Origin of the sequence: Suttonella ornithocola, from assembly GCF_001889065.1 — a bacterium.
Classification (GTDB): Bacteria; Pseudomonadota; Gammaproteobacteria; order Cardiobacteriales; family Cardiobacteriaceae; genus Suttonella_A; species Suttonella_A ornithocola.
Genome location: NZ_LWHB01000049.1, coordinates 1 through 24,252 on the forward strand (window position 1 = coordinate 1; position 24,252 = coordinate 24,252).

General features: G+C 42.5%; 27 protein-coding genes and 1 pseudogene. 14 read left to right on the top strand and 14 right to left on the bottom strand.

Annotated elements, in window-relative coordinates:
* Positions 1-152: 152 nt before the first annotated feature.
* From A5N85_RS17190 to A5N85_RS03925, 3 genes are all read left to right on the top strand, one after another.
* On the top strand, positions 153-332 hold the full coding sequence (locus A5N85_RS17190; protein ID WP_249023998.1) for an IS630 transposase-related protein: 180 nt from the start codon (positions 153-155) through the stop codon (positions 330-332).
* The gene (locus tag A5N85_RS03920; RefSeq protein ID WP_249023925.1) at positions 329-742 is read left to right on the top strand and encodes an IS630 family transposase; all 414 of its coding nucleotides are present in this window, start codon (positions 329-331) and stop codon (positions 740-742) included. Before A5N85_RS17190 ends, A5N85_RS03920 begins: the two co-directional genes overlap by 4 nt.
* A 263-nt stretch (positions 743-1,005) precedes the next feature.
* Positions 1,006-1,449 carry a GNAT family N-acetyltransferase gene (locus A5N85_RS03925; protein WP_072576065.1) on the top strand — a complete coding sequence of 148 codons (444 nt, stop codon included), beginning with the start codon at positions 1,006-1,008 and terminating at the stop codon, positions 1,447-1,449.
* Positions 1,450-1,502: 53 nt separating this feature from the next.
* On the opposite strand, the gene A5N85_RS03930 is transcribed toward A5N85_RS03925, so the two are convergent.
* From A5N85_RS03930 to crcB, 4 genes are all read right to left on the bottom strand, one after another.
* Complete coding sequence (locus A5N85_RS03930) at positions 1,503-2,501, bottom strand: type II asparaginase (RefSeq protein ID WP_072576066.1); 999 nt, start codon at positions 2,499-2,501, stop codon at positions 1,503-1,505.
* Positions 2,502-2,575: 74 nt separating this feature from the next.
* Positions 2,576-4,252, bottom strand: coding sequence for a DNA repair protein RecN (gene recN / locus A5N85_RS03935; protein ID WP_072576067.1), 1,677 nt, complete (start codon positions 4,250-4,252; stop codon positions 2,576-2,578).
* 3 nt (positions 4,253-4,255) lie between these two features.
* A complete protein-coding gene (locus tag A5N85_RS03940) occupies positions 4,256-5,149 on the bottom strand; it encodes an NAD(+)/NADH kinase (RefSeq protein ID WP_072576068.1) in 894 nt (297 codons plus the stop codon).
* 73 nt (positions 5,150-5,222) lie between these two features.
* Positions 5,223-5,603, bottom strand: a complete 381-nt coding sequence (gene crcB / locus A5N85_RS03945; RefSeq protein ID WP_072576069.1) for a fluoride efflux transporter CrcB — start codon at positions 5,601-5,603, stop codon at positions 5,223-5,225.
* A gap of 52 nt (positions 5,604-5,655) precedes the next feature.
* On the opposite strand from crcB, the gene A5N85_RS16910 reads away from it, so the two are divergent.
* The gene (locus A5N85_RS16910; RefSeq protein ID WP_072576070.1) at positions 5,656-6,771 is read left to right on the top strand and encodes a tRNA nucleotidyltransferase/poly(A) polymerase-related protein; all 1,116 of its coding nucleotides are present in this window, start codon (positions 5,656-5,658) and stop codon (positions 6,769-6,771) included.
* On the opposite strand, the pseudogene A5N85_RS03955 reads toward A5N85_RS16910, so the two are convergent.
* The 5 genes and pseudogenes from A5N85_RS03955 to A5N85_RS03975 all read right to left on the bottom strand — a co-directional run.
* Positions 6,724-6,996: pseudogene (locus A5N85_RS03955) on the bottom strand (SLC13 family permease); the annotation flags it as partial. The gene A5N85_RS16910 and the pseudogene A5N85_RS03955 sit on opposite strands and share 48 nt — an antisense overlap.
* A gap of 26 nt (positions 6,997-7,022) precedes the next feature.
* The gene (locus A5N85_RS03960) at positions 7,023-8,072 is read right to left on the bottom strand and encodes an acyltransferase (protein ID WP_072576072.1); all 1,050 of its coding nucleotides are present in this window, start codon (positions 8,070-8,072) and stop codon (positions 7,023-7,025) included.
* A 42-nt stretch (positions 8,073-8,114) separates the two neighbouring features.
* Positions 8,115-8,693 (bottom strand): phosphoribosylglycinamide formyltransferase, encoded by a 579-nt coding sequence (gene purN / locus A5N85_RS03965; protein ID WP_072576073.1) that lies wholly within the window; start codon positions 8,691-8,693, stop codon positions 8,115-8,117.
* Positions 8,690-9,643, bottom strand: coding sequence for a mechanosensitive ion channel family protein (locus tag A5N85_RS03970; RefSeq protein WP_072576074.1), 954 nt, complete (start codon positions 9,641-9,643; stop codon positions 8,690-8,692). The genes purN and A5N85_RS03970 overlap by 4 nt, the downstream gene beginning before the upstream one ends.
* Positions 9,644-9,737: 94 nt before the next feature.
* Positions 9,738-10,205: an invasion associated locus B family protein gene (locus tag A5N85_RS03975; RefSeq protein WP_072576075.1), complete on the bottom strand. Its 468-nt coding sequence runs from the start codon at positions 10,203-10,205 to the stop codon at positions 9,738-9,740.
* Between the two features lie 133 nt (positions 10,206-10,338).
* Between A5N85_RS03975 and A5N85_RS03980 the strand changes: the two genes are divergently transcribed.
* From A5N85_RS03980 to A5N85_RS04025, 10 genes are all read left to right on the top strand, one after another.
* On the top strand, positions 10,339-10,965 hold the full coding sequence (locus A5N85_RS03980) for a phosphoribosylanthranilate isomerase (protein ID WP_072576088.1): 627 nt from the start codon (positions 10,339-10,341) through the stop codon (positions 10,963-10,965).
* A gap of 5 nt (positions 10,966-10,970) precedes the next feature.
* Entirely contained in the window at positions 10,971-12,167 is a 1,197-nt protein-coding gene (gene trpB, locus A5N85_RS03985; RefSeq protein ID WP_072576089.1) for a tryptophan synthase subunit beta, read from the top strand.
* Between the two features lie 6 nt (positions 12,168-12,173).
* Positions 12,174-12,995, top strand: a complete 822-nt coding sequence (gene trpA / locus A5N85_RS03990) for a tryptophan synthase subunit alpha (RefSeq protein WP_072576076.1) — start codon at positions 12,174-12,176, stop codon at positions 12,993-12,995.
* Complete coding sequence (gene accD, locus A5N85_RS03995; protein WP_072576077.1) at positions 12,992-14,005, top strand: acetyl-CoA carboxylase, carboxyltransferase subunit beta; 1,014 nt, start codon at positions 12,992-12,994, stop codon at positions 14,003-14,005. Before trpA ends, accD begins: the two co-directional genes overlap by 4 nt.
* Before the next feature lie 2 nt (positions 14,006-14,007).
* On the top strand, positions 14,008-15,294 hold the full coding sequence (locus A5N85_RS04000) for a bifunctional folylpolyglutamate synthase/dihydrofolate synthase (RefSeq protein ID WP_072576078.1): 1,287 nt from the start codon (positions 14,008-14,010) through the stop codon (positions 15,292-15,294).
* The gene (locus tag A5N85_RS04005; protein ID WP_072576079.1) at positions 15,287-15,910 is read left to right on the top strand and encodes an SPOR domain-containing protein; all 624 of its coding nucleotides are present in this window, start codon (positions 15,287-15,289) and stop codon (positions 15,908-15,910) included. The genes A5N85_RS04000 and A5N85_RS04005 overlap by 8 nt, the downstream gene beginning before the upstream one ends.
* A 12-nt stretch (positions 15,911-15,922) precedes the next feature.
* Entirely contained in the window at positions 15,923-16,759 is an 837-nt protein-coding gene (locus A5N85_RS04010; protein ID WP_072576080.1) for a CvpA family protein, read from the top strand.
* Positions 16,759-17,943 carry an O-succinylhomoserine sulfhydrylase gene (locus A5N85_RS04015; protein ID WP_072576081.1) on the top strand — a complete coding sequence of 395 codons (1,185 nt, stop codon included), beginning with the start codon at positions 16,759-16,761 and terminating at the stop codon, positions 17,941-17,943. The genes A5N85_RS04010 and A5N85_RS04015 overlap by 1 nt, the downstream gene beginning before the upstream one ends.
* Positions 17,944-17,953: 10 nt before the next feature.
* Complete coding sequence (locus A5N85_RS04020; protein ID WP_072576082.1) at positions 17,954-18,445, top strand: protein disulfide oxidoreductase; 492 nt, start codon at positions 17,954-17,956, stop codon at positions 18,443-18,445.
* Positions 18,446-18,551: 106 nt separating this feature from the next.
* A complete protein-coding gene (locus A5N85_RS04025) occupies positions 18,552-19,031 on the top strand; it encodes a helix-turn-helix domain-containing protein (RefSeq protein ID WP_072576083.1) in 480 nt (159 codons plus the stop codon).
* A gap of 226 nt (positions 19,032-19,257) precedes the next feature.
* Here A5N85_RS04025 and A5N85_RS04030 read toward each other — a convergent pair whose 3' ends face one another.
* The 5 genes from A5N85_RS04030 to A5N85_RS04050 form a co-directional block, all read right to left on the bottom strand.
* The gene (locus tag A5N85_RS04030) at positions 19,258-20,136 is read right to left on the bottom strand and encodes an ROK family protein (RefSeq protein ID WP_072576084.1); all 879 of its coding nucleotides are present in this window, start codon (positions 20,134-20,136) and stop codon (positions 19,258-19,260) included.
* Between the two features lie 24 nt (positions 20,137-20,160).
* On the bottom strand, positions 20,161-20,970 hold the full coding sequence (locus A5N85_RS04035; RefSeq protein WP_072576085.1) for a MurR/RpiR family transcriptional regulator: 810 nt from the start codon (positions 20,968-20,970) through the stop codon (positions 20,161-20,163).
* Complete coding sequence (locus tag A5N85_RS04040; protein ID WP_072576086.1) at positions 20,967-21,422, bottom strand: NanQ anomerase/TabA/YiaL family protein; 456 nt, start codon at positions 21,420-21,422, stop codon at positions 20,967-20,969. Before A5N85_RS04040 ends, A5N85_RS04035 begins: the two co-directional genes overlap by 4 nt.
* Positions 21,423-21,430: 8 nt before the next feature.
* A complete protein-coding gene (locus tag A5N85_RS04045) occupies positions 21,431-23,284 on the bottom strand; it encodes a TRAP transporter large permease (RefSeq protein WP_072576087.1) in 1,854 nt (617 codons plus the stop codon).
* A 126-nt stretch (positions 23,285-23,410) separates the two neighbouring features.
* Positions 23,411-24,252, bottom strand: an 842-nt coding sequence (locus tag A5N85_RS04050; protein ID WP_072576090.1) for a sialic acid TRAP transporter substrate-binding protein SiaP, incomplete at its 5' end; no start/stop codon positions are given.

Below are 24,252 nucleotides of genomic sequence, written 5' to 3' on the forward strand. Positions count from 1 at the left end.
CAGAAAATTCTTAACGATATTGCTAATGGAGAAACTTGGCGCGCTGTTGCAAAGCGCTACAAGATCAGCAAATTCACCGTCTATAGCTGGATTAAAATCCCCATCCTAAAGGCTTTACTGAGCGTAAGCCCTCAAAGATTGATGATGAAGCCTTGCTTAAGGATATTGAGCAGTATCCTGATGATTACCAATGGGAAAGCGCTAGACGTTTTAATTGCTCGCAATCAGCGATTTGTTATGCTCTAAAGCGACTAAAGATAACGCATAAAAAAAGATTAACCAACATCCAAAAGCCGACACAGAGAAAAGAGAGCACTTTCAAGAACAAATAGTAGATAAGACCGCTCAAGACAAACCGATAGTCTATCTTGATGAATGTGGTTTTAAAGCCTTTGATCATAGACCTTATGGCTACAGCACAAAAGGAGAAGTTTGTCATGGAAGTGATAACTGGCATTTAAAGAACCAGAGCAATGCGATTGGAGCCATTATCAATGGAGAATTGTTTGCCTTACGCTTATATGATGGTTCTATTAACAGCGATATTTTCTCTCATTGGGTGAGAGAAGCACTGTTACCTGAGTTACCTAAAAACAGTGTAATTGTCATGGACAATGCCGCTTTTCATAAACGCAGTGATATTCAAGCAATCATTGAAGAGCATGGGCATGAAATAGTTTGGTTACCCCCTTATAGTCCAGACTTAAATCCCATTGAAAAGATGTGGGCTTGGATTAAGTAAATCCGCAAAGAATGGCGGATGGATTGTATTGATACTTTATTCTTTTATCTGCTTTGGATTGGGTTGGGCTTTAGATGATTGCACTATATATTTAGATGTTAAGTTTCAATGTAGAAAGTCATATGGCGTTTTATAGTCAAATCAACTAAAAAACAGGACGTTTTATAAACATTACCTTACCGCTAGAAGTAGCTAGGTAGGATTTATAGAAAGTTCCGTTTTTAGCTGATTTGGCTATATGTATGCGCTTTAGGGAGATGTTAATGACGATATTACGTTCGTTTGAGCTTGCTGACGCAGACGCTGTATTTGCGTTGATTGATAGTAATCGTGCGCATTTGGGGCGGTTCCTGCCTTGGGTAGAGAAAACCAACGGCGTTGAAGAGACTCGTGCGTTCTTACAGCAAGTTTTGGTAGCAGAAGAGAAAGGAACGGAAAAGCATTTTGCGGTGGTAGATGAGCAAGGCGTTATTGGGACGGTCTGTGCGCGAGGATTGCAAACACCAACGGCAAATTTGGGCTATTGGCTAGCAAAGGATTATTGCGGGCGGGGTATGATGTGCGATGCGGTCGTTCGTTTAGAAAAATGGCTGCAAGAACATACAGATATTCAAACTTTGCTTATTCTAACGCATCCAGAAAATATCGCTAGTCAGAAAGTCGCGGAAAGGTGTGGGTTCGTTTATCAAGGGATGAAAAATCATTAACGGCTGTATAGTAGTATCAGGAGCGAAGAATTAGCGGTTCTTCGCTCATTTGCTTAGTGCGTTAGAAAGTAGTTTTGCAGTGTGGTTTTTTCTTGGGTTCGGCTCAGTCCTAACATAAGAAGCACGCGGGCTTTTTGGGGATTAAGGTTATCTGGGGTGAGAAATCCGTATTGTTCGTCGTTGATTTCGCCGTTCATGGTGGTTTCGCCACTGCCAACGCGAGTGTTTCGAACGACTGCTATTTGATGTTGTTTGACAGCTTTTTCTAATGCGGTCAGGACGCTTGGATAAAGATTGCCATTTCCCATTCCAGCAATCACGATTCCTTTTGCACCAGCGTCTATGGCGGTTTGGATAAATTCTGGATAGTCGTTACTATGGCCATAGAGAATGTCTACACGAGGCAGTTCTGTGATTTCTGCAATATTAAATGCGCTATTAGTGGTGTGTTTACGAGTAGGTTGTAGGTAGTAATTGACTTTTCCATAAAAAACGGTACCGATTTTACCGGTATTTGGTGATTGGAAGGTTTCGACAGCGGTGGTATGGGTTTTTACCACTTCTCGGGCAGCATGGATGCTTTCGTTCATGACTACGAGAACGCCTTTACCAATGGATTGTTTATCAATGGCGACGTTGACTGCATTGAATAGGTTGAGCGGACCATCTGCACTGAGAGAGTCAGCATTACGCATTGCACCCACTAAAATAATGGGTTTGTCGCTTTTAACAGTTAGGTTTAAGAAGTAGGCAGTTTCTTCCATGGTATCGGTTCCGTGGGTAATAACGACAGCATCTGCTTCGCCATTGAGCAATTCGTTGGTACGTCGCGCTAGTTTAAGCCAGATGTCGTTGTTCATTTCTTGTGAACCGATGTTGGCGATTTGTTCGCCTTTGATTTCTGCCAGTTCGTTAATTGCGGGGACGGCAGAGATGAGTTTATCAACGGTAAGTGTGCCAGATTGGTAACTGGCATTGAGTTCATCACTGCTGCTACCAGCGATAGTTCCACCAGTTGCCAAAATGTAGATAAGCGGTTTGGAAGATGCCATGGTTTTCTCCTAAAGGGTTAGAAAGCTAAAATTATAGCGTTTTGATAATAGCGCGGGAGAAAACTCGGCAGAGATTAGGGAGATTTTTTTTGTCGCTCTTTTAGCATCATTTCAGCATGCTGACGACTGGTGGTGCTTTCCGCACTCCCAAGCATTCGCGCAATTTCAGTGATGCGTGCTTTTTTATCTAGGGGAATAACGCGCGTTTGGGTGCTAGTATCATCACTGGTTTTTTCGATGCGATAGTGATGTGCTGCATAGGCAGCAACTTGGGGTAAATGTGTGATACATAGGACTTGTCGCGTTTGACTAAGTTTTGAAAGTAAGCGCCCAACGGTATCGGCAACTTCACCGCCAATGCCCGCATCGATTTCATCGAAGATGAGGGTATGTGGAACGGCGTTATCGTCTAAGCAAGCGACTTCTATGGCTAAGCTAATTCGAGAAAGTTCTCCACCGCTAGCCACTTTTGCTAATGGCTGAAGGGTTTGTCCAGGGTTAGCGCATAGTAGAAAGGTAACTTCATCCATGCCGTGAATACTGGGTTTATTGGCAGGGGTGAGGGCAATTTGAAATTGTGCTTTTTCCATGCCCAGTTGGCGAATCCAAGTCAGCGCTTCGGCAGCTAATTCATCTGCGGCAGTGCGTCTTGCCGCAGTTAGGGTTTCAGCTGCTTGGTAATAATGGGCTTCTGCTTTTTTAACGGCTTTACTGAGGTTGTCTCCTTTTTCTTGTGTGGTTTGTAAGGCAGTATGCTCTTCTGCGAGTGTTTCCCAGTGTTCAGTGAGCGCTTCGGGGGCAATGCGATGTTTGCGTGCAAGGGTGTGTAATTGCGTCATGCGTTCATCTAATGCGGCTAATTCTTCAGGGTTATGCTCTATTCGGCTAAGTTGGCGGTTGAGGGTATCGCGCGCTTCTTCTAGGTAGATGTGGCTTTGTTCAATGAGTTCCGCACTTTCTTGATAGGCTTTATGCTCGCCGGCTAAGGTTTGGGCGAGTTGGACGGCATAATGCAAATGGCTACTGATATTTTGTTCGTTTTCATAGAGCAGTTCGATGAGTTGCGTGCCTTTCGCAAGAATGTCATCAGCAGCGGCAAGTAGACTATGTCGCTCGCTTAATTCGGCAAATTCGTTGTCTTTAGGCGCAATGCTATCAAATTCTTGTAGTTGATAGTTCAGCAATTCTAAGCGTTCTTGTTGGGCTGCTCGGCTTTTTTGCCATTCTTGCTGTTGTTGCTCTAAGGTTTTCCAATGGCGGTAGGCTTCAGCAACGGCTTGTAAGGATGTGTCTAGTTTTCCATAGCGGTCGATACGACGTCGTTGTTCTGGACTTTGTAGTAAGGCTTGGTTGGCGTGTTGTCCGTGAATGTTGACCAGTTGACTGCTGTATTCTTTGAGTTTGGCAGCGGTGGTGGCTTGGCTGTTGATAAAGACTTTGCTGCCTTTTTCTCGAATGGTGCGACGCAAATGGGCTTGGTCGGGCGCGTCGGGGTCGAGATGTTCATTGTCTTCTAGCATTTGCACAAATGCGGGCGGAATGTGTGAAAACCACGCTTGGATATCGGCTTTTTCGGCGCCATGACGAATAAGAGAGGCATCGGCGCGTTCGCCGAGAATGTGTCCAATGGCATCAATGAGAATGGATTTTCCTGCGCCAGTTTCTCCGGTGAGGATGTTAAAGCCTTTTTTGAAATGTATTTCGCTGTGGTCGATGATGGCGAATTGGTCAATGGTAAGCGTGTTGAGCATGGTTTAATGGATGTCGGTAGGGTGGTCAGGGTCTATGCCCCAGTTGAGTTTCTGGCGCAAGCGGTGTTGGAAGCGGTAGTCAGAGGGGTGTAAGACAGTGATTTTTCCATGATGGCGGGTATGGATGCAATCGCCTGTTTGTAGTAGAAATTCTTCTTGTCCGTCAATGGTTAATTGAATATCTTGCGGGTCATCACCTAAGGTAATGGTGATGGCACTACCTGAACCAACGACAACAGGGCGATGCGTGAGGGTGTGCGGACAAATGGGCGCAATAATTAGCGCGTCTAGGCTTGGCTCAAGAATGGGTCCACCAGCGGATAGGGCATAGGCGGTTGAGCCGGTCGGGGTGGAAAGAATGAGACCGTCGGCGCGGTAATGGCAAAGAAATTCTCCACGGTTATAGGTATTAAGCTCTACCATTCTTGCCATAGTGCGTTTGTGAATGACGAGGTCGTTAATGGCGACAAATTTTCCGCGAATTTGATGGGCGTTTTCAATGGTAGCGCTTAGGATTTGCCGTGTTTCTAAGCAATAATCACCGGCTAAGATTGCGCTTAGTTGTGGTTCTAAAGCGTCAGCAGATAAGTCAGCAAGAAATCCTAGCCGACCAGCGTTAATTCCTACTAATGGGATGTTTTTAGCGTGCAGCATTCGTCCTGCATATAAAAAGGTTCCATCGCCTCCGATAACAACGGCAAGGTCAATGTCGCTTTGCCAATCTTTAATCGGGCGACAGTGTGAATGGTTTTTCAACTCTGGCGGCGCGGTATCAGCGGCAATGGTATAGCGCAGTTGTTGTTTTTCAAGTAAGGCAATGACGCGCTCAATGGTCGCGCCAGTATGGTCAGCGCCGTATTTGCCGATAATGCCAATATGCGTGAAAGCTTGGGTCATAGTGAATGGTTTGGATGAGGGCGGAACATTATAACGCGGTATTTTGTGGAAAATAGGCAGATTATCAATCTTTTTAATAAAAAAAGTGTGATAGCATTTTTCCTAAAAATATCCCTAATCCACATAAGAGCAGCCCTCCGATTAAGTGAATGCTTAGGTAAAGAAGCGCGCTTGGTAGGTGTTTTACCCCTAATTGGATAAGGTCTAAGATGTAGCTAGAGTAGGTGGTAAAGCCGCCTAAAAAACCCGTGATGATAAATAAGCGCCAAAGTGGCTGTGGCTGACGCATAAGCACAGCTGCTAATAATCCAATTAGAAAGCATCCGAGTAGATTAACGGCAAGGATTGCCCAAGGGCTAAAGAGGATTTGATAACGAATTAGCGCGGCGCTTAGAAAATGTCGAGCACTAGCGCCAAGTCCGCCCCCAATAAAAATAGCGAAAAAAGTAGGCATCTGTTTACAATAGGTTAAATTGTATGGCTATTGTAGGCAGGGAGAAATTATTTTGCAGGTTTTTTTAGTGGGTGGCGCAGTGAGAGATGCGCTTTTAGGGCTTGAAGTGAAAGACCGCGATTATGTGGTGGTTGGTTCAACGGTAGAAGAGATGTTAGCCGCAGGATTTAAGCAAGTTGGCAAGGATTTTCCAGTTTTTTTGCATTCGCAAACGGGGGAGGAATATGCTTTGGCGCGCACAGAGCGGAAGTCTGGCAAAGGGCATCGAGGCTTTAGCGTGGCTTTTTCGCCGTCTGTTACCTTGGAAGAGGATTTAATCCGACGAGATTTAACGATAAATGCGATTGCGCAAGCCTCATCAGGCGAGTTAATAGACCCTTTTGGTGGAGTGACGGATATTCAAGCGCGCCAATTACGCCATGTTTCGCCTGCTTTTGTCGAAGACCCGTTAAGAGTATTGCGCTTGATGCGCTTTTGGGCGCGGTTTTCTGAACGGGGTTTTGAAATTGCTGAGGAGACGTTAGTGTTGTGTCGGCAAATGGTGAATGCGGGTGAGTTGCAAACTTTAACGGCGGAGCGCGTTTGGCAGGAATTGGAAAAAGCCTTGCATTACGCGCAGCCACAGCGATTTTTTGAAGGATTAGAAAAAGTTGGTGCATTATTTGTTTTGATAGGGCAAACGGATTTTCCACCGCAAGCTTTTGCAAAAGCCAATATCCGTTTACAAGCGGCTGTTCAGAAAACGACTTTGCCAGAAGCGCGGCTTGCTTTATGGGCAGAAAAACTGCCAGCCGTGCAACAAGCACTGATAGAACGACTCCCCTTACCAACGCGATTTGTGCAATGGATGAATTGGGTGAATGAATATGCAGATACCCTGCGAGAGTGGCAAACGGCGTCAACTCAAGCGCGTTGGCAGAATTTAAAAGCGTTAGGCGGATTGCGTCGTCAGGGGGAAGTATTGGTGTTTGCCCAAGCACTAGGGTTATCAGAATCGCTTATTGAGGAAATAAAGTTAGCGATGCAGCGTGTGCAAGCAGTTTCCCCTCAAGCGTTAATGGCTGAGGGGTTAAAGGGCGCGGCATTAGGTGAAGCAATTAAAGCGCGGCAAATAGCGATGTTAGACATACGGAAAGAGGAGCGGAATAAGAAAAATAGCAACGAGTAGCGTCAATAATTGCAGCGGAATACCTACTTTCGCGAAATCTGCAAATCGATAGCTGCCTGCTGTTAAAACTAAGGTATTAACAGGAGAGGCAATTGGCGTCGCAAAGGCAGTAGAAGCAGCAATAGCGACAGCCATTAAAAATGCTTCGGGTCGGTATTGTAAGGATTCTGCTGTTTACACGGCAATTGGCGCTAGCAAAACAGCACTTGCGGTATTTGAGATAAATTAATCTGAAGTATCGAGTAAAAGGTTTACATAACTAAATATCTAAATCTTTTCATTTTTGATAGCCAGTAAGTGAGAAAATATGAAACTAGTATGCTAATAATCAGTAGAAATAAGGTTTTTTCATACCAATGAAAATGATTAAAGCTATTTTTAAAGATACCGATTGCAAAAAGCATAACAGCATAATGTATTAAATAAATTCCAAAAGAATAACGTGCTATTTTTGTTAAAAGAGGATAAGTTCTTTTTTCAAAATAGGCTTTAAGTAAAATAATTGCGCCGACACTAGAACATGCAATAAAGATAGAAGTGGCATACCAGTGAAACTCTCCTATAAATTGCTGTTTTTTACTTTCATAATAATATAAAAATATTATTGGAATAATAAGTAAGCACATTGCGAGAAAAACATTTATCCATTTTTTCGTATTAATGATGTTTCTATCAATAAAATAGTATCCAAAAATAAAGTAAAATACATAAGAAAGATGAAGGTCGTATTTCATTCGTTCAATTAACATAATTGGAAAATTGAAGAAATTTAAAGTATAAGCAAATTGATGTAAGAATAATAGTACCAATAAAATAACTAAGATTTCTTTATTGCTTAAGTTCACTAATAATAATGAAAGATATGGGGCTAATAGGTATAAAAAGATAATGGCATATAAGAACCATAAATGTACAGCTACCCCTGTATCTTGCGAAAAGATACCATTATATTCTTTAAATGATTTGGTAATTGCTTCGGAAATAGGTAATCCTGAAAAATAAAAATGAATGGAATTGGTTAAAACAGAATAAAATAAAAGTAGAAAAATAAATTGAGGAATTCTTTTTCGATAAAACTTTAGTTTATCGACAAGATATAATTTGTTTAATAGTAAACCACCTGAAATCATAAAGAATAATGGAACACCTATTCTATCAATACTATATAAAAGACTTTGTGTACCAATATTATTTACGTTAGATAGTTCATGCGCATGCGTTAATACCACTAAAACAATAGCAATGGCTCTGACAGCGTCTATCCAATCAATTCTATTAACAGAATGGTTTATTGCAGTCATTATGAAATCCTGATTTTATTAAGTTATTGATATATTTTCATTTTAAATGTAGTTTTTTGCTAATAGCTGCTGGATAGTGTTGACTAATAGTTCATGTTCTAATGGGGCAATTCGTTGTTGTAAATCGCTTGCGGTATCGTTTGTTTGCACGGTTGTCTTGCTTTGTGCAATGATTTTGCCAGTATCAATGCCAGTGTCTACATAATGGACGGTGCAACCGCTTTCTTGCTCACCTGCATCAATCACTGCTTGATGCACTTTTAATCCATACATTCCTGCTCCGCCAAATTTGGGCAATAAGGAAGGGTGAAGGTTAATGATGCGTTGCGGGAATGCTTGAATAATTTCTGCTGGCATGATGCTAAGAAATCCCGCAAGAATAATTAGGTCTGTTTTTGGTGCAATAGCGCTTGAGAGTTCGTGAATAAAATCGGCTTTAGGCAGTTTTCTATCAATTAGGCGAAAGGGAATGTTGGCATCAAAAGCGTGTTGCTTACCAGCGCAGTCGCGATCAGCAATGATGCGCGTAATTCGTGCAGAGATTTTTCCCGCTTTGATGGCGGCAATAATGGCGGCTAGGTTGGAACCGCCGCCAGAAATAAGAATGGTTAATTGTTTCATTGAGGGGATGTTTGTGGTTGAGATTGTGAGTTAGCGCTAGAATTGGGTGAAATTCTGACAGAAATAGGCATTTCACTTAGCGTTACGCCACCTTTTACGCCAAAATCTAGTGTTGTCGTATTATAAGCAACGCAAATTTTTTCGGCATCAAATCGTGCTTTAATTTGCATAATTGCTGTGCTCATTGCTTCAAGATATTGGTTATAGTCTTGAAAGTTAATCCAAAAGCGAAGAATAAATTGGTAGCTAGAACTGCCAATTTCGGTAAAGTAGCAGTCAATTGGCATATCTTGGTTGCGTTGTGGAATTTGTTGTGCTTCTGATAACGCAATTTGATGGACGCGTGCTAAATCCTCTCCATAAGCTACGCCACAGGAGAGAATGACGCGAAGTTTGCCATTGGTAGAAAAGTTAGTGACTTTGCTTTGATAGACAAGGTGGTTGGGAATATCAATGCACTGACCAGCTAGGTTTTCTAAGCTGGTAGTTAATGAACCAGCAACTTTGACTTGTCCTAATGTTCCATCGATTTGTACCCAATCGCCTAAGGAAAATAAGTGTTGTGAACGTAGAAGTAAGCCAGAAAACAGGTTAGAAACGACGTCTTTTAGCGCAAGTCCGATAATAACGCTTAAAATCCCTGCGCCCGCAAGCATATGGGTTAGAAATGGTGTTAGCTCTACGGCTTCTAGAGCTAAAAATATGCCAGAGATAAGAAAGAAGCTGTATCCAGACCAACACGCCCAAGTAATCCAAATCCCTTTTTTGTCCATTCTTTCGGCTAATTTACGCGCGACGCGTCGGGCAAGTGTGGCAAGTATCCAAAAGATAATAAAAATCAATGCTGCTGAGAGTAGATTGGGCAAGAAGTCCCAAATTTTTTGTTCCCATTGATGTAAAAGCAGTTCTATTTTACTGGTTTGATGTAGAATTTTACTCTCATGCTGCATAAGCAAACTCTATTGTTTTTGTAAAAGTAGTAACTATATATAAAAGCCCGAGTGGCACTCGAGCTTTTTGGCTGGATAAAATCTTTCGTAGATTTTAAAGGGCGTTGATAGCGCTAGTGATGCCTTTTAGTGAAAATTCGATGGTTTGTTGTTTGTCGCCAACGAAAGCGGCTACTTGTAGTTTGTTACCTGCTTTGATTTTTTTCAGTAGGTCGCCTTGTAGGGGAACGGCAACGTTACAGCCACCTTGGTCACAAAAGTCAAATGGCACACGAGCTACTTCTTTGGTGTCAATGGCTAGTCCTACGCCTGCTTGTAGGTTGACGCCGAGTGGTAAGGTGAAGATGGCGACGGGGTTGTTGCCTGCTTGTGGCATTTTTTGTAATACGATGCGTCCAACTGGTGTGTTTTCAGCGTTTTTGAAGATTTGCGCAACGGCACATTCTTTGCCTTGGCAAACGCCTTCAAAATCGCCAAATTTTTGTCCTTGTTTGACGGCTGCGGTTGCTGCTAAGCTGGTGGTGGCAATGGCTGCAATGGTAAGTAATTTTAATGTTTTCATGTGGTCTCCTTTTGAAAAATTGTTCGCAGTTTAGCAAGATTAACGATAGGCTGAAAGCCATAATCGTTTATTTAGCAATTTTGTCATTTTGAATAAAGAGAGAATTTAATTTTTTATGGTTTGGGAGAATGGGATGGCTGTGCGAGTAAAAATTTGTGGGCTAACGCGAACGCAGGATGTTTTAGCGGCTGTAGAGGCGGGTGCGGATGCGTTGGGTTTTGTTTTTTATCAGAAGTCTCGTCGAGCAGTGGATGTGGTCAGCGCGAAAGCGTTGGTAAGTTTGGTTGCGCCTTTTGTGCAGACGGTTGGTTTGTTTGTTAATCCGACAGAGGAATTTGTTCGAGCGGTATTGGCACGTGTACCGCTAGATTGTTTACAGTTTCATGGCAATGAATCATCAGAGTTTTGTCATCAATTTGGCAGGCGTTGGATAAAGGCGGTGCCGATGTGTGATTTATCTCAAGCGCAGGCGGCAGATTATGTTGCCCGCTATCCGCAGGCAGATGGTTTTTTATTTGATGCTTTTGGTGCTGCTCAGATGGGCGGAAGTGGTCAAACGTTTGCGTGGCAGTGTTTGCCTCGGATTGCTCAGCCTGTGATTTTGGCAGGCGGATTGGATAGTGAGAATGTGGGCGAGGCGATTCGTCAATTACGTCCTTGGGCGGTGGATGTGTCTTCTGGGGTGGAAAGCGCGCCGGGAATAAAATCATCTGTTAAAATACGCGATTTTATTCAAGCAGCAAAAGCGGCGGTTTTATGACGGATATGTTTTCTTTTCCTGATGCACGCGGGTATTTTGGACGCTTCGGCGGACAGTTTATTGCAGAAACTTTGATGCAGGCGGTATTAGAATTGCAACAAGCCTATGAAGCAGCAAGGAATGAACCTGAGTTTTGGGCAAAGTTTCGTGAGGAATTACGCGATTATGTTGGGCGCCCTTCGCCTTTGTATTTTGCAGAGCGCCTTACTAAAAAGGCAGGCGGTGCGGAGATTTGGTTAAAACGGGAAGATTTAAATCACACGGGCGCACATAAGGTCAATAATACGGTTGGGCAAGCGTTATTAGCTGCGCGTTTGGGTAAACCACGCGTGATTGCAGAAACGGGGGCAGGGCAACATGGGGTGGCAACGGCAACGGTTGCAGCGCGCTTAGGTTTGGAATGTGTGGTCTATATGGGCGCAGAAGATGTTAAGCGTCAGGCGCCTAATGTGTATCGCATGAAGCTATTGGGGGCAAAAGTCGTTCCTGTAGAATCGGGTAGTAAGACGCTGAAAGATGCTATGAATGAGGCTTTGCGCGATTGGGTCGCTAATATTGATTCGACTTTTTATATTATTGGCACGGTGGCAGGGCCTCATCCTTATCCAATGTTGGTTCGGGATTTTCAAAAGGTGATTGGTGAAGAAGTTAAAGCGCAATCAAAAGAGCGTTTTGGTGGTTTGCCCGATGCAGTTGTTGCCTGTGTTGGCGGTGGCTCTAATGCGATGGGCATTTTCTATCCCTTTTATGAAGATAAAGACGTGCGTTTAATTGGTGTGGAAGCGGGTGGGCATGGCATTGCTAGTGGCGAACATGCTGCACCTTTAACCGCGAATGCGCCAGTAGGCGTCTTACATGGTAATCGCACGAAATTGATGAGCAATGAGGATGGACAAATTTCTGCTACGCATTCTATTTCCGCTGGTTTAGATTATCCCGGTGTTGGACCTGAACACGCTTGGTTGCAAGAGATTGGTCGGGCTGAATATGTTTCAGCGGACGATAAGGAAGCGATGCAGGCTTTTCATGATTTATGTCAGCTAGAAGGAATTATTCCTGCTTTAGAAAGCTCACATGCGGTTGCCTATGCGATGAAGTTAGCGCAAACATTGGGCGTAGGTAAGCGGATTGTGGTGAACCTTTCTGGACGAGGCGATAAAGATATCAATACAGTAGCCGCGCTTGACGGCATTACTCTGTGAGGCAGTATGAGTAAACGGATTACACAGTGTTTTCAGCAATTATCAGCACAAAATAGAAAAGCATTAATTCCTTATATTTCTGCTGGCGATCCTTTGCCAGAAAAAACAGTAGAGATTATGCACGCATTGGTCCGAGGCGGCGCAGATTTAATCGAATTGGGTGTGCCTTTTTCAGATCCAGCCGCGGATGGAGAAACGATTCAGCAAGCCAATGAGCGTGCATTGGCACGAGGGATTACTTTAATAGATGTTTTAACAATCGCAAAAGCATTTCGTCAAACCAATAATCATACACCATTGATTATAATGGGCTATTTAAATAGCTTTGAGCGTCGAATGTTTGCTTCTGTGATGAAAGAGGCTTCAGCGGCAGGAATTGATGGCGTTATTTTGGTGGATTGTCCGATAGAAGCATTGCCAGACTATCAAGCGGATTTACAAGCTGCTGGAGTGGCGCCAATTTTATTATTAGCACCAACAACAGGTGCGACTCGTCAAAATCAAATTATTCAGGCGGCGCAAGGTTTTATTTATTATGTTTCTTTGCGTGGAGTGACCGGTAAGCAAGCGGCTAATGCAGAGGATATTTCAGCGGCGGTAACGCAAGTGAAAGCCCAAACCCATTTGCCTGTGTGTATTGGTTTTGGTATTCGAGATGGAAAAACGGCACGAGCGATGGCTGAATTTGCAGATGGCGTAGTTATTGGTTCTGCTTTGGTTGCACAGTTGTATGCAGCAGCAGAAAATGACGACGATGTCATCACTTGTGCCGAAAATTTTGTTCACACTATCCGTTCTGCTTTAGATGCTAAAGAGGATAATTTATGAGTTGGTTCGATAATTTGATGCCATCGCGCATTAAAACAAAAAATAAAAATCAGCAAGTACCAGATGGTCTCTGGTTGAAATGCTCTGGATGTACAGAAGTGCTATATGCACAAGATGTAAGGTTTAATCAGCAAGTTTGCCCTAAATGCGGACATCATATGCGGATTAAGGCGCGTGATAGATTAGACAATTTGTTTGATAAAGAATCAGAGCGAATAGAGATTGGAGAAAAGCTTCAGCCTACTGATTTTCTGAAGTTTAAAGACAGTAAGCGCTATAAAGATAGAATTGCGCAAGCGACTAAATCTAGCGGAGAAAGCGAAGCGCTTATCGCCATGAGCGGTAAAATTTTGGGTCAAAACTTTACTGCTGCTGCTTTTGAATTTAGCTATATGGGCGGTTCGATGGGTTCAGTGGTTGGTGAACGTTTTGTTCGTGCGGTGGATTATTCAATTGAACACGCTACACCTTTTGTATGTTTTGCAGCCAGTGGTGGTGCAAGAATGCAAGAAGGTCTGACTTCTTTAATGCAAATGGCAAAAACTTCTGCTGCTTTAACGCAATTAAGTGATGCGGGATTGCCATTTATCTCTGTTTTAACAGATCCAACAATGGGTGGAGTGTCTGCCTCTTTTGCTATGTTAGGTGATATTATTTTGGCAGAACCGGGCGCCTTAATTGGATTTGCTGGCCCGCGGGTTATTGAACAGACGGTCAGAGAAACGCTCCCTGAAGGCTTCCAACGTAGTGAATTTTTGATGGAAAAAGGCGCGATTGACCGAATCGTTGATCGTCGTAAAATGCGTGAAACGTTAGTGGATTTAGCAACTTTGTTACTCAATAAACCAGCTGTCCAAAAGCAAGCAGCGGTTGAAGCAGAGCCGACAATTCCAGTTGTTGCTGTTTCTGAAGCGATTGATGATAAGGTTGAGAAAGCACAGTCTTCAGAGGCTTTGGCTGCTTCTGATGATAGTGTAAGTGATAGCAGCGGTAGCGATTCGGCTTCTTGATTATGCAAGTATCAACGCCACGCGGAAAGGGAAGTTTAGCGCAATGGTTGGCATGGCAGGAAGCCGCACATCCTAAAAGTTGGGATTTAGGTCTTACTCGAATAGGACAGGTTTGGCAGGCGCTAGGTGCGCCCAAAATTGCAGAACATATTGTCAGTGTTGCAGGCACAAATGGTAAAGGCTCTTGTGTTTGTTGGACAGAAGCGATGTGTTTGGCGCATGGGATTTCAGTGGCGAGTTTTAGTTCGCCACATTTATTAGATTATCGTGAACGCATTCGTTTTCGAGGAAAGCAAGTGACAGAAGCAGAGCTATGCGCTGCTTTTGATGCTATTGATGAAGCGCGAGGCGCAGTTTCTCTCTCCTATTTTGAGTGGTCTGCCTTAGCGGCTTTTTATTTAATGGCGAAATGTCCTCCTCAAGTTGCCGTATTAGAAGTTGGGTTAGGCGGGCGCTTAGATGCAGTTAATTTACAAACAGCAGATGCAACTATTTTTACGCGTATTGGTTTAGACCATCAAGATTGGTTAGGAAATACGATTGAGGAAATTGCGCAAGAAAAAGCCGGAATTATGCGCGATAATCAGCGTGTTGTATTTGCAGATAAACATCCACCGGCGACGCTTTTATCGGCTGCGCAGCATCATCAAGCAAAAGTATGGCATTTTGGAAAAGATTTAACCGTAGCACTTCACCAAACCACTTTTGAACTGCATTTACCACAAGCCAGCTTTGAATTGCCTCAACCAACGCAAATGCGTGGTGAACATCAATATGGGCATTTAGCCACTGTGGCAGCTGTGTTAGCACAGTGGTTTCCTTTAACCACTTCGGCAATGACACAAGTGATGAAAGAAGCTAAAAATCCCGCGCGATTGATGATTAAAGAGGGGCAGCCGCGATATATTGTTGATGTTGCGCATAATAACGATAGTGCTGAAATCTTAGCGAATTTTTTAGTCAGTGTGCAGCGTGAAAATGAGCATTTTCATATGGTTTGTGGCATGCTAAAAGATAAGGATCATCAAGCCGTTTTTAGGCATTTAGCAAATTTTCCTAATAGCTGGTATTTATGTTCTTTAGATGGCGAGCGGGGAACGGCATCAGAAGTTTTACGTGTTCAAGCTTTGCAAGCAGGAATTCCTGAGCAAACTATTCGTTGTTTTAATAGCGTTTGTGAAGCAGAGTCAGCGGCTCGAAAAACTGCAAAACCTAATGAAAGCATTGTGATAATGGGTTCATTTGTCACAGTAGGCGAAATTCTTAAACAATGGAGCAGCAATGAATAAGTGGCTGGCAAGAATTTTAGGGGTGATGGTTTTAGTCATCGTAGGATTATTTTTCTTTGATGGATGGTTTAATCCTAATACGCCTCCAATCCTACAAGGAGGTGAGTCTTCTTCTCATCAAACAGTAACTCGGATGGAATCTTCTGGTTCTGATGCAAATTTAACAGTAACGCCGGCAGCAGCGCCTGACTCTAAAACAACGATTACATTAACTTCTTTAGAAGATATGGAAAGTAATAAAGGGGCGCCACCACCTGTTTTAACTAATCGGGAAACCGGCGCCACTCCGAATAATAAAGTTATACCACCTTCAAATGCACAAAAGACAGTGGAAAAGACTTCAATTCCAGTAGAAAAACAAGAAGAAAAAATGGAGAAATCTAATGCTAAAGCAAGTGCTTGGGTGCAAGCTGGTGCATTTGGTGAAATGGAAAACGCTCAACGATTAGCAAGTAGTCTGAAAGAGAAAAAAATGCGCACAGCTATTGAAACAGCGACAGTCAATGGTCGTCGATATCATCGAGTATACATTGGACCATTAACAGATGCACAGGTGGCTGATACCTTACAGCAACTATCAAAAATGGGCATCAATGCTCGTCAAGTTTCGCGTTAATTAGGGGGAACCATGAATTTAGAAGGAATCAATATTTTAGATGCAATACTAGGCGGTATTGTTATTATTTCGGCACTAGTTGGTATTGCTCGTGGCTTAGTGCGAGAAATTTTGTCATTAGCGGCATGGGTAATCGCGCTTTGGGTCGCTTATAAATTTTCTGAGCAAGTATCAGCACAGTTTGTTAGTCAGTTCATTGTAGATGACAGAATTTCTTATCTAGCATCATTTGGACTACTTTTCATCTTATCACTATTTGCAATTGGCTTATTAAATCTGTTGATTGCTTCTCTGTTTAATGCAACAGGATTAACGGGCTTTGATCGCTTATTAGGAATGTTGTTTGGAATAGCGCGAGGCGTGATTATTGGTGCATTAGTCGTCTTTTTTGCCTCTCTTTATCCCGGCATTGATAAAGAGCCTTGGTGGCAGCAATCAAAATTGGTACCTGGTTTTTCTAATTTAGCCAATTGGGGAATTGCAAAATTGCCTCTGAATATTCGTGCGCGTGTTCAAGAGGCAATAGATTCTAATAATGTTGGCGTATTAGAAACGTTAGAAACGCCTTCTCATCCACAAGTAACTGAAAAAGCAGAAACGATTGAATTAACATCTTTACAAGAAACTGCTGCTAATCGCTCTGCAACACGTCCCGAAATAGATTCTGTGCAACGTCGCCAACAGGCGATACAAACTACAGCACTTTCGGCAGATAATCCAATTATATTGGAGTCGATGAGTGATGATATGACTACCGACCAAAATACCGACCATATTGCCCCTGATAGTGATTTGCCACCTGAAATAGAAAATAATGATTATCCATTGCAACTGGAGTCTATTCAATAATGAGTAAGCAATCTTCTGAGTATCAATTTGAAACACAAGCAATTCGTTCAAATCTTTATCAAAGTCCGTTAAATGAACACTCGCCTGCTTTGTTTTTAACTTCTTCGTTTACATTTGAAAACGCCCAAGCAGCTGCCGATATTTTTGCAGAACGGATAAAAACTTTTAGCTATAGTCGATTTACCAATCCGACAGTACAAATGTTTGAACAAAGAATGGCAACTTTAGAAGGTGGCGCGCGCGCAACGGCAACCGCAACGGGAATGGGCGCGATTTTAACGATTATCTTGGCAGAGCTATCTGCTGGTGATCACGTGGTTTGTTCGCGAAATTGTTTTGGTTCAACGCTAACGATGTTTGGCAAAACATTTGCAAAATTTGGCGTAGAAACGACTTTAGTTGATTTGGTGGATATTCAAGATTGGAAAAAAGCCATTCGTCCCAATACCAAATTATTCTTTTTAGAGAGCCCAGCCAATCCTCTTTTAGATATTGGTGATATCGCTGCGTTATCAGATTTAGCGCATCAACATGGAATAAAAGTGGTAGTAGATAATTGTATGGCAACCCCTTATCTACAACAGCCTTTAGCTTTAGGTGCAGATTATTCTCTACATAGCGCAACAAAATATATTGATGGGCAAGGTCGTGCATTAGGCGGTGTGATTGTTAGTAAATCTGAAGCGGATGGAGAACAGATTTATCAATTAATGCGTAGTTGTGGGACGACAATGAATGCATTTGAAGCATGGATTTTCCTGAAATCGTTAGAAACACTAGCGATTCGTATGGATAGACATTGTGAAAATGCGATGACCGTTGCGCGTTGGTTATCTGAACAACCAGCGGTAGAAAAAGTTTATTATCCGGGCTTAGAAAATCATCCCCAACACGCCTTGGCAAAACAACAAATGCCTAGAGGATTTGGTGGCATGGTGAGTTTTGCCTTAAAAGGCGGAAAAGAAGCAGCTTGGAAAGTGATTGATAGCAGTGAGTGGTTATCTATCACAGGCAATTTAGGGGATGCGCGTACAACCATTACGCATCCTGATACGACAACGCATTATCGGGTTGAACAAGCAGAAAAAGATCGTGTTGGCATTACAGATGGTGTCATTCGTTTATCGGTGGGGCTAGAAAATGCGCAAGATATTTGCCAAGCGCTAGCAAAAGGCATGGCATAAGCGAATATAGATGAAAAAAATCCGTCGTTTTGCTTTTGAAGCATTAAAAGCACTTATTGTCTTTTTGCTGATTTATTTTGTCGTGAATTGGTGGCGGCAACCCGTACAACCAGCTGAACCGCAATTACAATTAACGGATTATCAAGGTCAGTTGGTTGATATTGCGGCACTGAGTCAGGATAAACCGGTTTTAATCTATTTTTGGGGAAGTTGGTGTGGCATTTGTCGCTATATGAGTCCAAAAATTCAACAATTAAAATCTGATGGCTATGAGGTGGTGACGATTGCTGTTCAATCGGGCGATAATCCATCGGTCGCTAAGTATCTACAAGAACATCATTATGACTTTACAACGATTAATGATGAGCAAGGGAAGATTTTTCAAGATTGGCAGGGTAGGGTTACGCCATCTTATGTGATTTTAAAACAAGGGCAACTAAAGCAAGGATTAAGTGGGCTACAGCCTTTGTGGAGCTTAAAACTAAGGCTTTGGTTGCATTAAATTTCTTTATAAACTCAATTGCTGTCGGTTTTTTGTCAGGTACTGTTGTGTTCATTTCTCCTTTAAACTGACAAACTTAGCTTGTCATTAATTAAACGGAATAATCATGCAAACAAAACTTAAGGCTATGCGAGAGGCGCGAGGTTGGTCGCAAGAGAAGTTAGCTGAAATGGCTGGTTTAAGCACTCGTACTATTCAGCGCATTGAAAGTGGGCAAAGAGTAGGGCTAGAGTCTTGGTTAGCATTGGCCGCTGTTTTTGAAATGACAGTTCAGAATTTACAAGGAGCGACAATGAACGAAGAAAACAAAATTGGTCATTTAACATCAGAAGAGCAACAAATCCTCAATACTGTTCGTCAGCAAAGAAATTTTTATCTTCACTTGAGCAAATATATAGTGATTATCTTATTTCTATTGGTTATTAATTTATTGACCTCACCGCATTATTTATGGGTAGGTTGGGTTGCTTTTGGATGGGGTGTCGGTTTAGCGTGTCGAGCTTTCTTCATTTTTAGTCCATGGAAATGGTTTGATGATGAATGGGAGCGTAGAGAAGTTGAAAAAAGAATTGGTAGGAGACTATAGATAAATTCCCTAAAAAAAGCATACAGAGATAGGTACATTAAGAGCCGCTGATTAACTCGCAAAACAGAAATGTCTATGATTTAATTCGAAAATCAATCAGACAAACGAGTTAATCAGCGTGTCCTTAAGAATAGAAAAAATATTATTTGTTTTCCGTATGTAGGCGTCTTGTTAAATAAAAAGCCGCACATAAAATGCACGGCTTTTTATTTCAGCAATGAACAAATTATGATTGGCTTTGTAAGAAATGTCTAAGCGCACCAATCATACCGGCAGAATTGCCCAATTCTGCGCAAACAATTTTTTTAGGCATGAGATAAGGACGAATAATACGACGCTCTAAGGCAGCACGTAATTTAGGTTCAATCACTTGTTTTTGCTGTGCAATCCCACCGCCAACAATAATGGTTTCTGGCGCAAATAAATAGATGGCAGAAAAGAGTCCTGTGGCAATATTTTCAATAAGTTGGTCAATCACTTCGTTAGCCATTGTTTCACCGTCTGCGGCACGAGCAAAGATGATTTTTCCATTGGCTTTTTCGCCTGTTTTTTCTTCATACATCCGTACTAAAGCGGTTGTTGAAGCAGTCAATTCATAAATATCACCCTTTGGAGGGACTGGAATAAAGCCGATTTCACCCGCAGCATAGTTATGGCCATGCCAGAGCTTACCATCCATGAGTAAAGCACCGCCAACGCCTGTGCCAACAGTAATACAAATCACGCTACGGCTGTCTTTGGCAGCACCTAACCAACTTTCTCCAAGCGCAGCGCAATTAACGTCATTTTCAGCGGTGCAAGGCACACCACAGGCTTGTTCAATGCTTTTTTTTAGCTCAGTGCCTGCATAGCCGGGAATGGTTGGTCCAGCCGCCATGACTTTCCCTTCTATTGGATGAATAATGGCAGCACTGGAAATTGCCACGCCTTTAATCGAATGCGTTTCTTGGACTTTTTTCGCTAAAGCAACAATTTGTTCGGCAATGGTATTGCCTGTTTGATTAACTTGGGTTGGTTGCTCTGGAAAGGTTTCAATAGCTTCACCGTCTTCGCGATAAAGTGCGGATTTGATGCTGGTGCCACCGATGTCAATGGTTAAAATCATAGATATTCTCTCTTTTTAGTCATGCTAACCTTTAATGGCATTATACGTTTTCTGCCAAATTCTATCGTAATACATTGGATTTTTTCGGATTATGTCGGCATAAAGCATGTCTAAAACCACTAATACAGGGAATTGTGGTGAAATAAGTCTACCATGTTCGAGTTGGTTTTTTTTCGCAATAAGTTGGACTTCATCGCAATATTGGCTAAAACTTTTATCGTTGTTAGCGGTAAATAATAAGATTTGCGCACCATTTTCTTTAGCAGCTTTTAGAGTATCGATGATGATAGGTGTTTGTCCGCTGATGCTAATGCCTATCATTAGACTGTCTTCATTGGCTAATGCACCACTGATGCGAATATGGTCATCATCAACAATTGCTTCGCAAAAAATACCGATTCGTTTGTAGCGAAAATGCATTTCTCTTGCCACCATTCCGCTACTGCCTTTGCCAATGATACTAATTTTTTTACCAGCAGTAATCATTTGCGCAAGGCGATGAATTTGCGACATATTGACAATAGAGTAAGTCTTGTTCAAGAGTTCTTGATAGCTGGCTAAAATTGGCTGGATATGTGGTTCGCTATCGGGACTGGTTGGCGGTTGATAGGCATAAGCAAAGGAGCGATAGCCTTTAAATCCACATTTTTGGGCAAAGCGCGTTAGGCTAGCTTCGGAAACGTTTAGTTTATTAGCAATCACTTTAGCAGAGAGGTCATCGTTTGGCGTGCAATCGCGAATGAAGTATTGCGCGATGATATTTTCAGCTTTGGTGAAACTGTCTAGTTTGGCTTCTATTAATGGAATAATGCTTTTTTCGTAGGATTGGCTCATGGCTTTATTAGGCGTTTAAATACGGCTTTACGAATTTTTTGGGGTTTTTCTACTATTAGCCCCGTTTGATGTGCATCTTCTGGTGCAAAAATTGCTAGCTCGTCAGGGGTGAGTAGAAAGCGCGTTTGTGCTTTTGTTTGTTGCGCAATCGGTAAGTAATCTGTTTCGCTTTGATATTCTCCTGTTTCTACAGTCGGTAAAAAGGCTTGGCAAACGGTTTCTTGTCCTTCCAATACGAGGTGGATATCTAGGTATTTTTGATGCGCTTCCCAAATGCGCGCTTCTGACTCCGCCGTCGTATAGTGGAAGATATTAACATAAAATGTTTCTCCGTTAATGAGATGGCTACCATTTGGCAGTTTGGAGAGGTCTGTCTGAGCCAAATAATCTAAGACTTGTTTTGCAGCTTGGCTAATAAAGCAAGGCGGTTGATGACGATAAATGAGTTCCATAGGTATCCTTAGCGCATAATAAAGTTGGGTAAAAAGGTAACGATTTGTGGGAAAATCGTAAGTATAACAAGGGTAATAAAGATTGGAATAATAAAGGGTATCGCACCTTTCGTCACGGTAGAAACCGGCATTTTTCCAACTCTTGCGACCACAAATAGTGCCATGCCCATCGGTGGCGTTAGAATTCCAATCATCATGTTTAAGGTGGTCATCACGCCGAAGAAGATAAGGTCAATATTAAATTGTGCCGCTACGGGAATAAGCATAGGAAGGACGAGGAATTGGAGCGCTAAGGCATCAATGAACATTCCTAAGAATAGTAATAGTAGGTTAATCATGATGAGTACCATCAATGGCGAGTCGGCAAATGCCATAAATCCATTGGCAATTTTGATGGCAATTTGTTCGCGGGCAATCATATCGCCGAAAAAGGTCACGGTCATCACCATTAAAACGGTTACTCCACTAATGGCTAATGCTTCTACGCAGTTTGCAAAGAGCGCGCTAAAGGTAAGCTCTTTATAGATAAACATGCCGAGGATAACCGCATATAGTGCGGCAAAGGCAGCGGCTTCGGTTGGCGTAAAGATTCCACTAAAGATGCCACCGATAATTAGGAGTGGGGTAAGTACTGCCCAAAAGGCTTCCCGAAATGCTTTGATACGCTCGGCACGGCTAGCTTTTGGCGCGCGTGGGTAACCGCGTTTTTTACAGATGGCGTAGTTCATGGTCATTAACGCAATGGTTAGTATGACACCAGGAATAAAGCCAGCAAGGAATAGTTCGGCAATGGATTGATTGGCGATAACGCCATAGATAATCATAGCGATTGATGGCGGAACAAGTGGACCAATGATGCAGGATGCAGCCGTTAATCCGCCACAGAGGTCGTCTTCATAACCAGCATCGCGCATGGCTTTTATTTCCATTTGCCCAAGCCCGCCAGCATCTGCAAGCGCTGAGCCGCTCATACCAGAGAAGATAAGGCTTGCCGATACGTTAACGTGTCCTAATCCGCCAGTATAGTGTCCAAAAAGGGTTTTGGCGAAGGAAAAGATGCGTGTAGTGATGCCAGCGCTATTCATCAGTAAGCCAGTTAGTATAAAGAAGGGCACACTTAGTAAGCTAAAGCTATTGACGCTATCTACTAATTTGGCGGCGGCAAAGTTCGCAACGCCCCAACGAGTCATAGAAAAGTAGAGAACGGTAGCAATAAAGAGTGACCAGCCAACAGGGACACCAAAAAACATCATGAGTAACCATAAGCCAAGCACGATGTATATGGCGATACTGCCGAGTTTAGTGTATTGGCTAATGCGTAGCGCTTTGAAGATTTCTGGTTGCCATAGAATGAGAGCAATGAGAATGACGCTGGCAATAATATAAATAGGAGAGGGGATTAAGCTTAGTTTGTCTTTTGTGTTTTGGTATTGCGCTTGGATAAAGCGTAGGAGCATGATTGCTGAACCGATAGGCAAGGCAAGATACAGCCATTTAACGGATATGCCAAGCGTAACGATTAAATCATTGGGTGTACGGGCAGCTTTTTGATAGAGTTTTAGTCCAAAGTAAAAAAGCAAAATGATGCTGATAAAGATAAGCAGTTGGACAAGGGTAAAGACGCTGCGTTGGAGTCGAGGCGAAAGTCTATTGGTAATAAAGTCGATAAAAACGTGTTGTTGAGAGCGGATACCCATGCTAACGCCAAGCATGGCAACATAAACGAAGATAAGTCGTGCTAACTCTTCGCTCCAAGAAAGCGGATGGATATAGCGTGCGGTAATTTGCATTATCAAGATGATAAACATAAGCAAAAAGCCGATACCGCCTATCCATTTTTCAAATTGGTTAATTGCTTTCATGGGCGCCTCCTCGTTTTCGATGTTGTTGTTTTACCTATAAGTCGCTCAGAACGGTGTGAGTAACCGCTTTTATCAAGAGTTTGTAAAGAAAGTAAGTATTGAGGGGCGAAGCCCCTCAGTCAGTGATTAAAGTGCGTTGATTTGCTCTATCGCGGCTTTTGCAGCTTCACCATTTTTCTTGATGAATTCATCGTAGTAAGGCTGCATGGCTTCTTTAAATGGCGCTAAATCGGGCTCAGTAATATTCATGCCTTTTTCTTTGAAAAAGCCGATAAGTTCTTTTTCATCTTTTTCAAAAGTAGCGGTGTTGTAAGCAGCGGCATTTTGTGCGGCTGTTTTGACAACAGCTTGCAAGTCTTCTGGCAATTCTTCCATGGTCATATTACTAACTAGGAAAAGCTGATCGTTTAAGATATGTTTGGTCAAGGCAAGATTGCTTTGAACTTCATAAAATTTTTGTGCCTGAATGGTTGGAAGTGGGTTTTCTTGTCCATCTACGGCATTGGTTTGAAGGGCAAGATAAACTTCTGAGAATGCCATTGGGGTAGGCGTTGCGCCAGTATATTTGGCATAGGCTAAGTTAGGTGCAGCATTTGGAACGCGAAGTTTTAACCCTTTCATGTCTTTTAGTGCGTTAATCGGGCGGTTAGCAGTGGTTTGGCGGGTTCCGTTATAAGCTTGCGCTAAAATAGTAATCCCTTGGTTATCATGAATGTCTTTGATGAGTTGCTGACCGAATTTGGTATCAAATAGCGCTTTTTGAGCGGTTTCATAGTTTGCAATCATGTATGGAAGTGCGAAGATTTCAGCAATTGGATAGTAAATTTGAAAACGTGCACTTTCAGCATAGGTAAAATCTAAAGCGCCTTGTCCTAATTGCTCAATCATCGAGCGGTCATCGCCTAGCTGGGCATTTGGAAAGAGTTTGACTTCAATTTTACCGCCGGATTTTTCAGCCGACTTCTTTG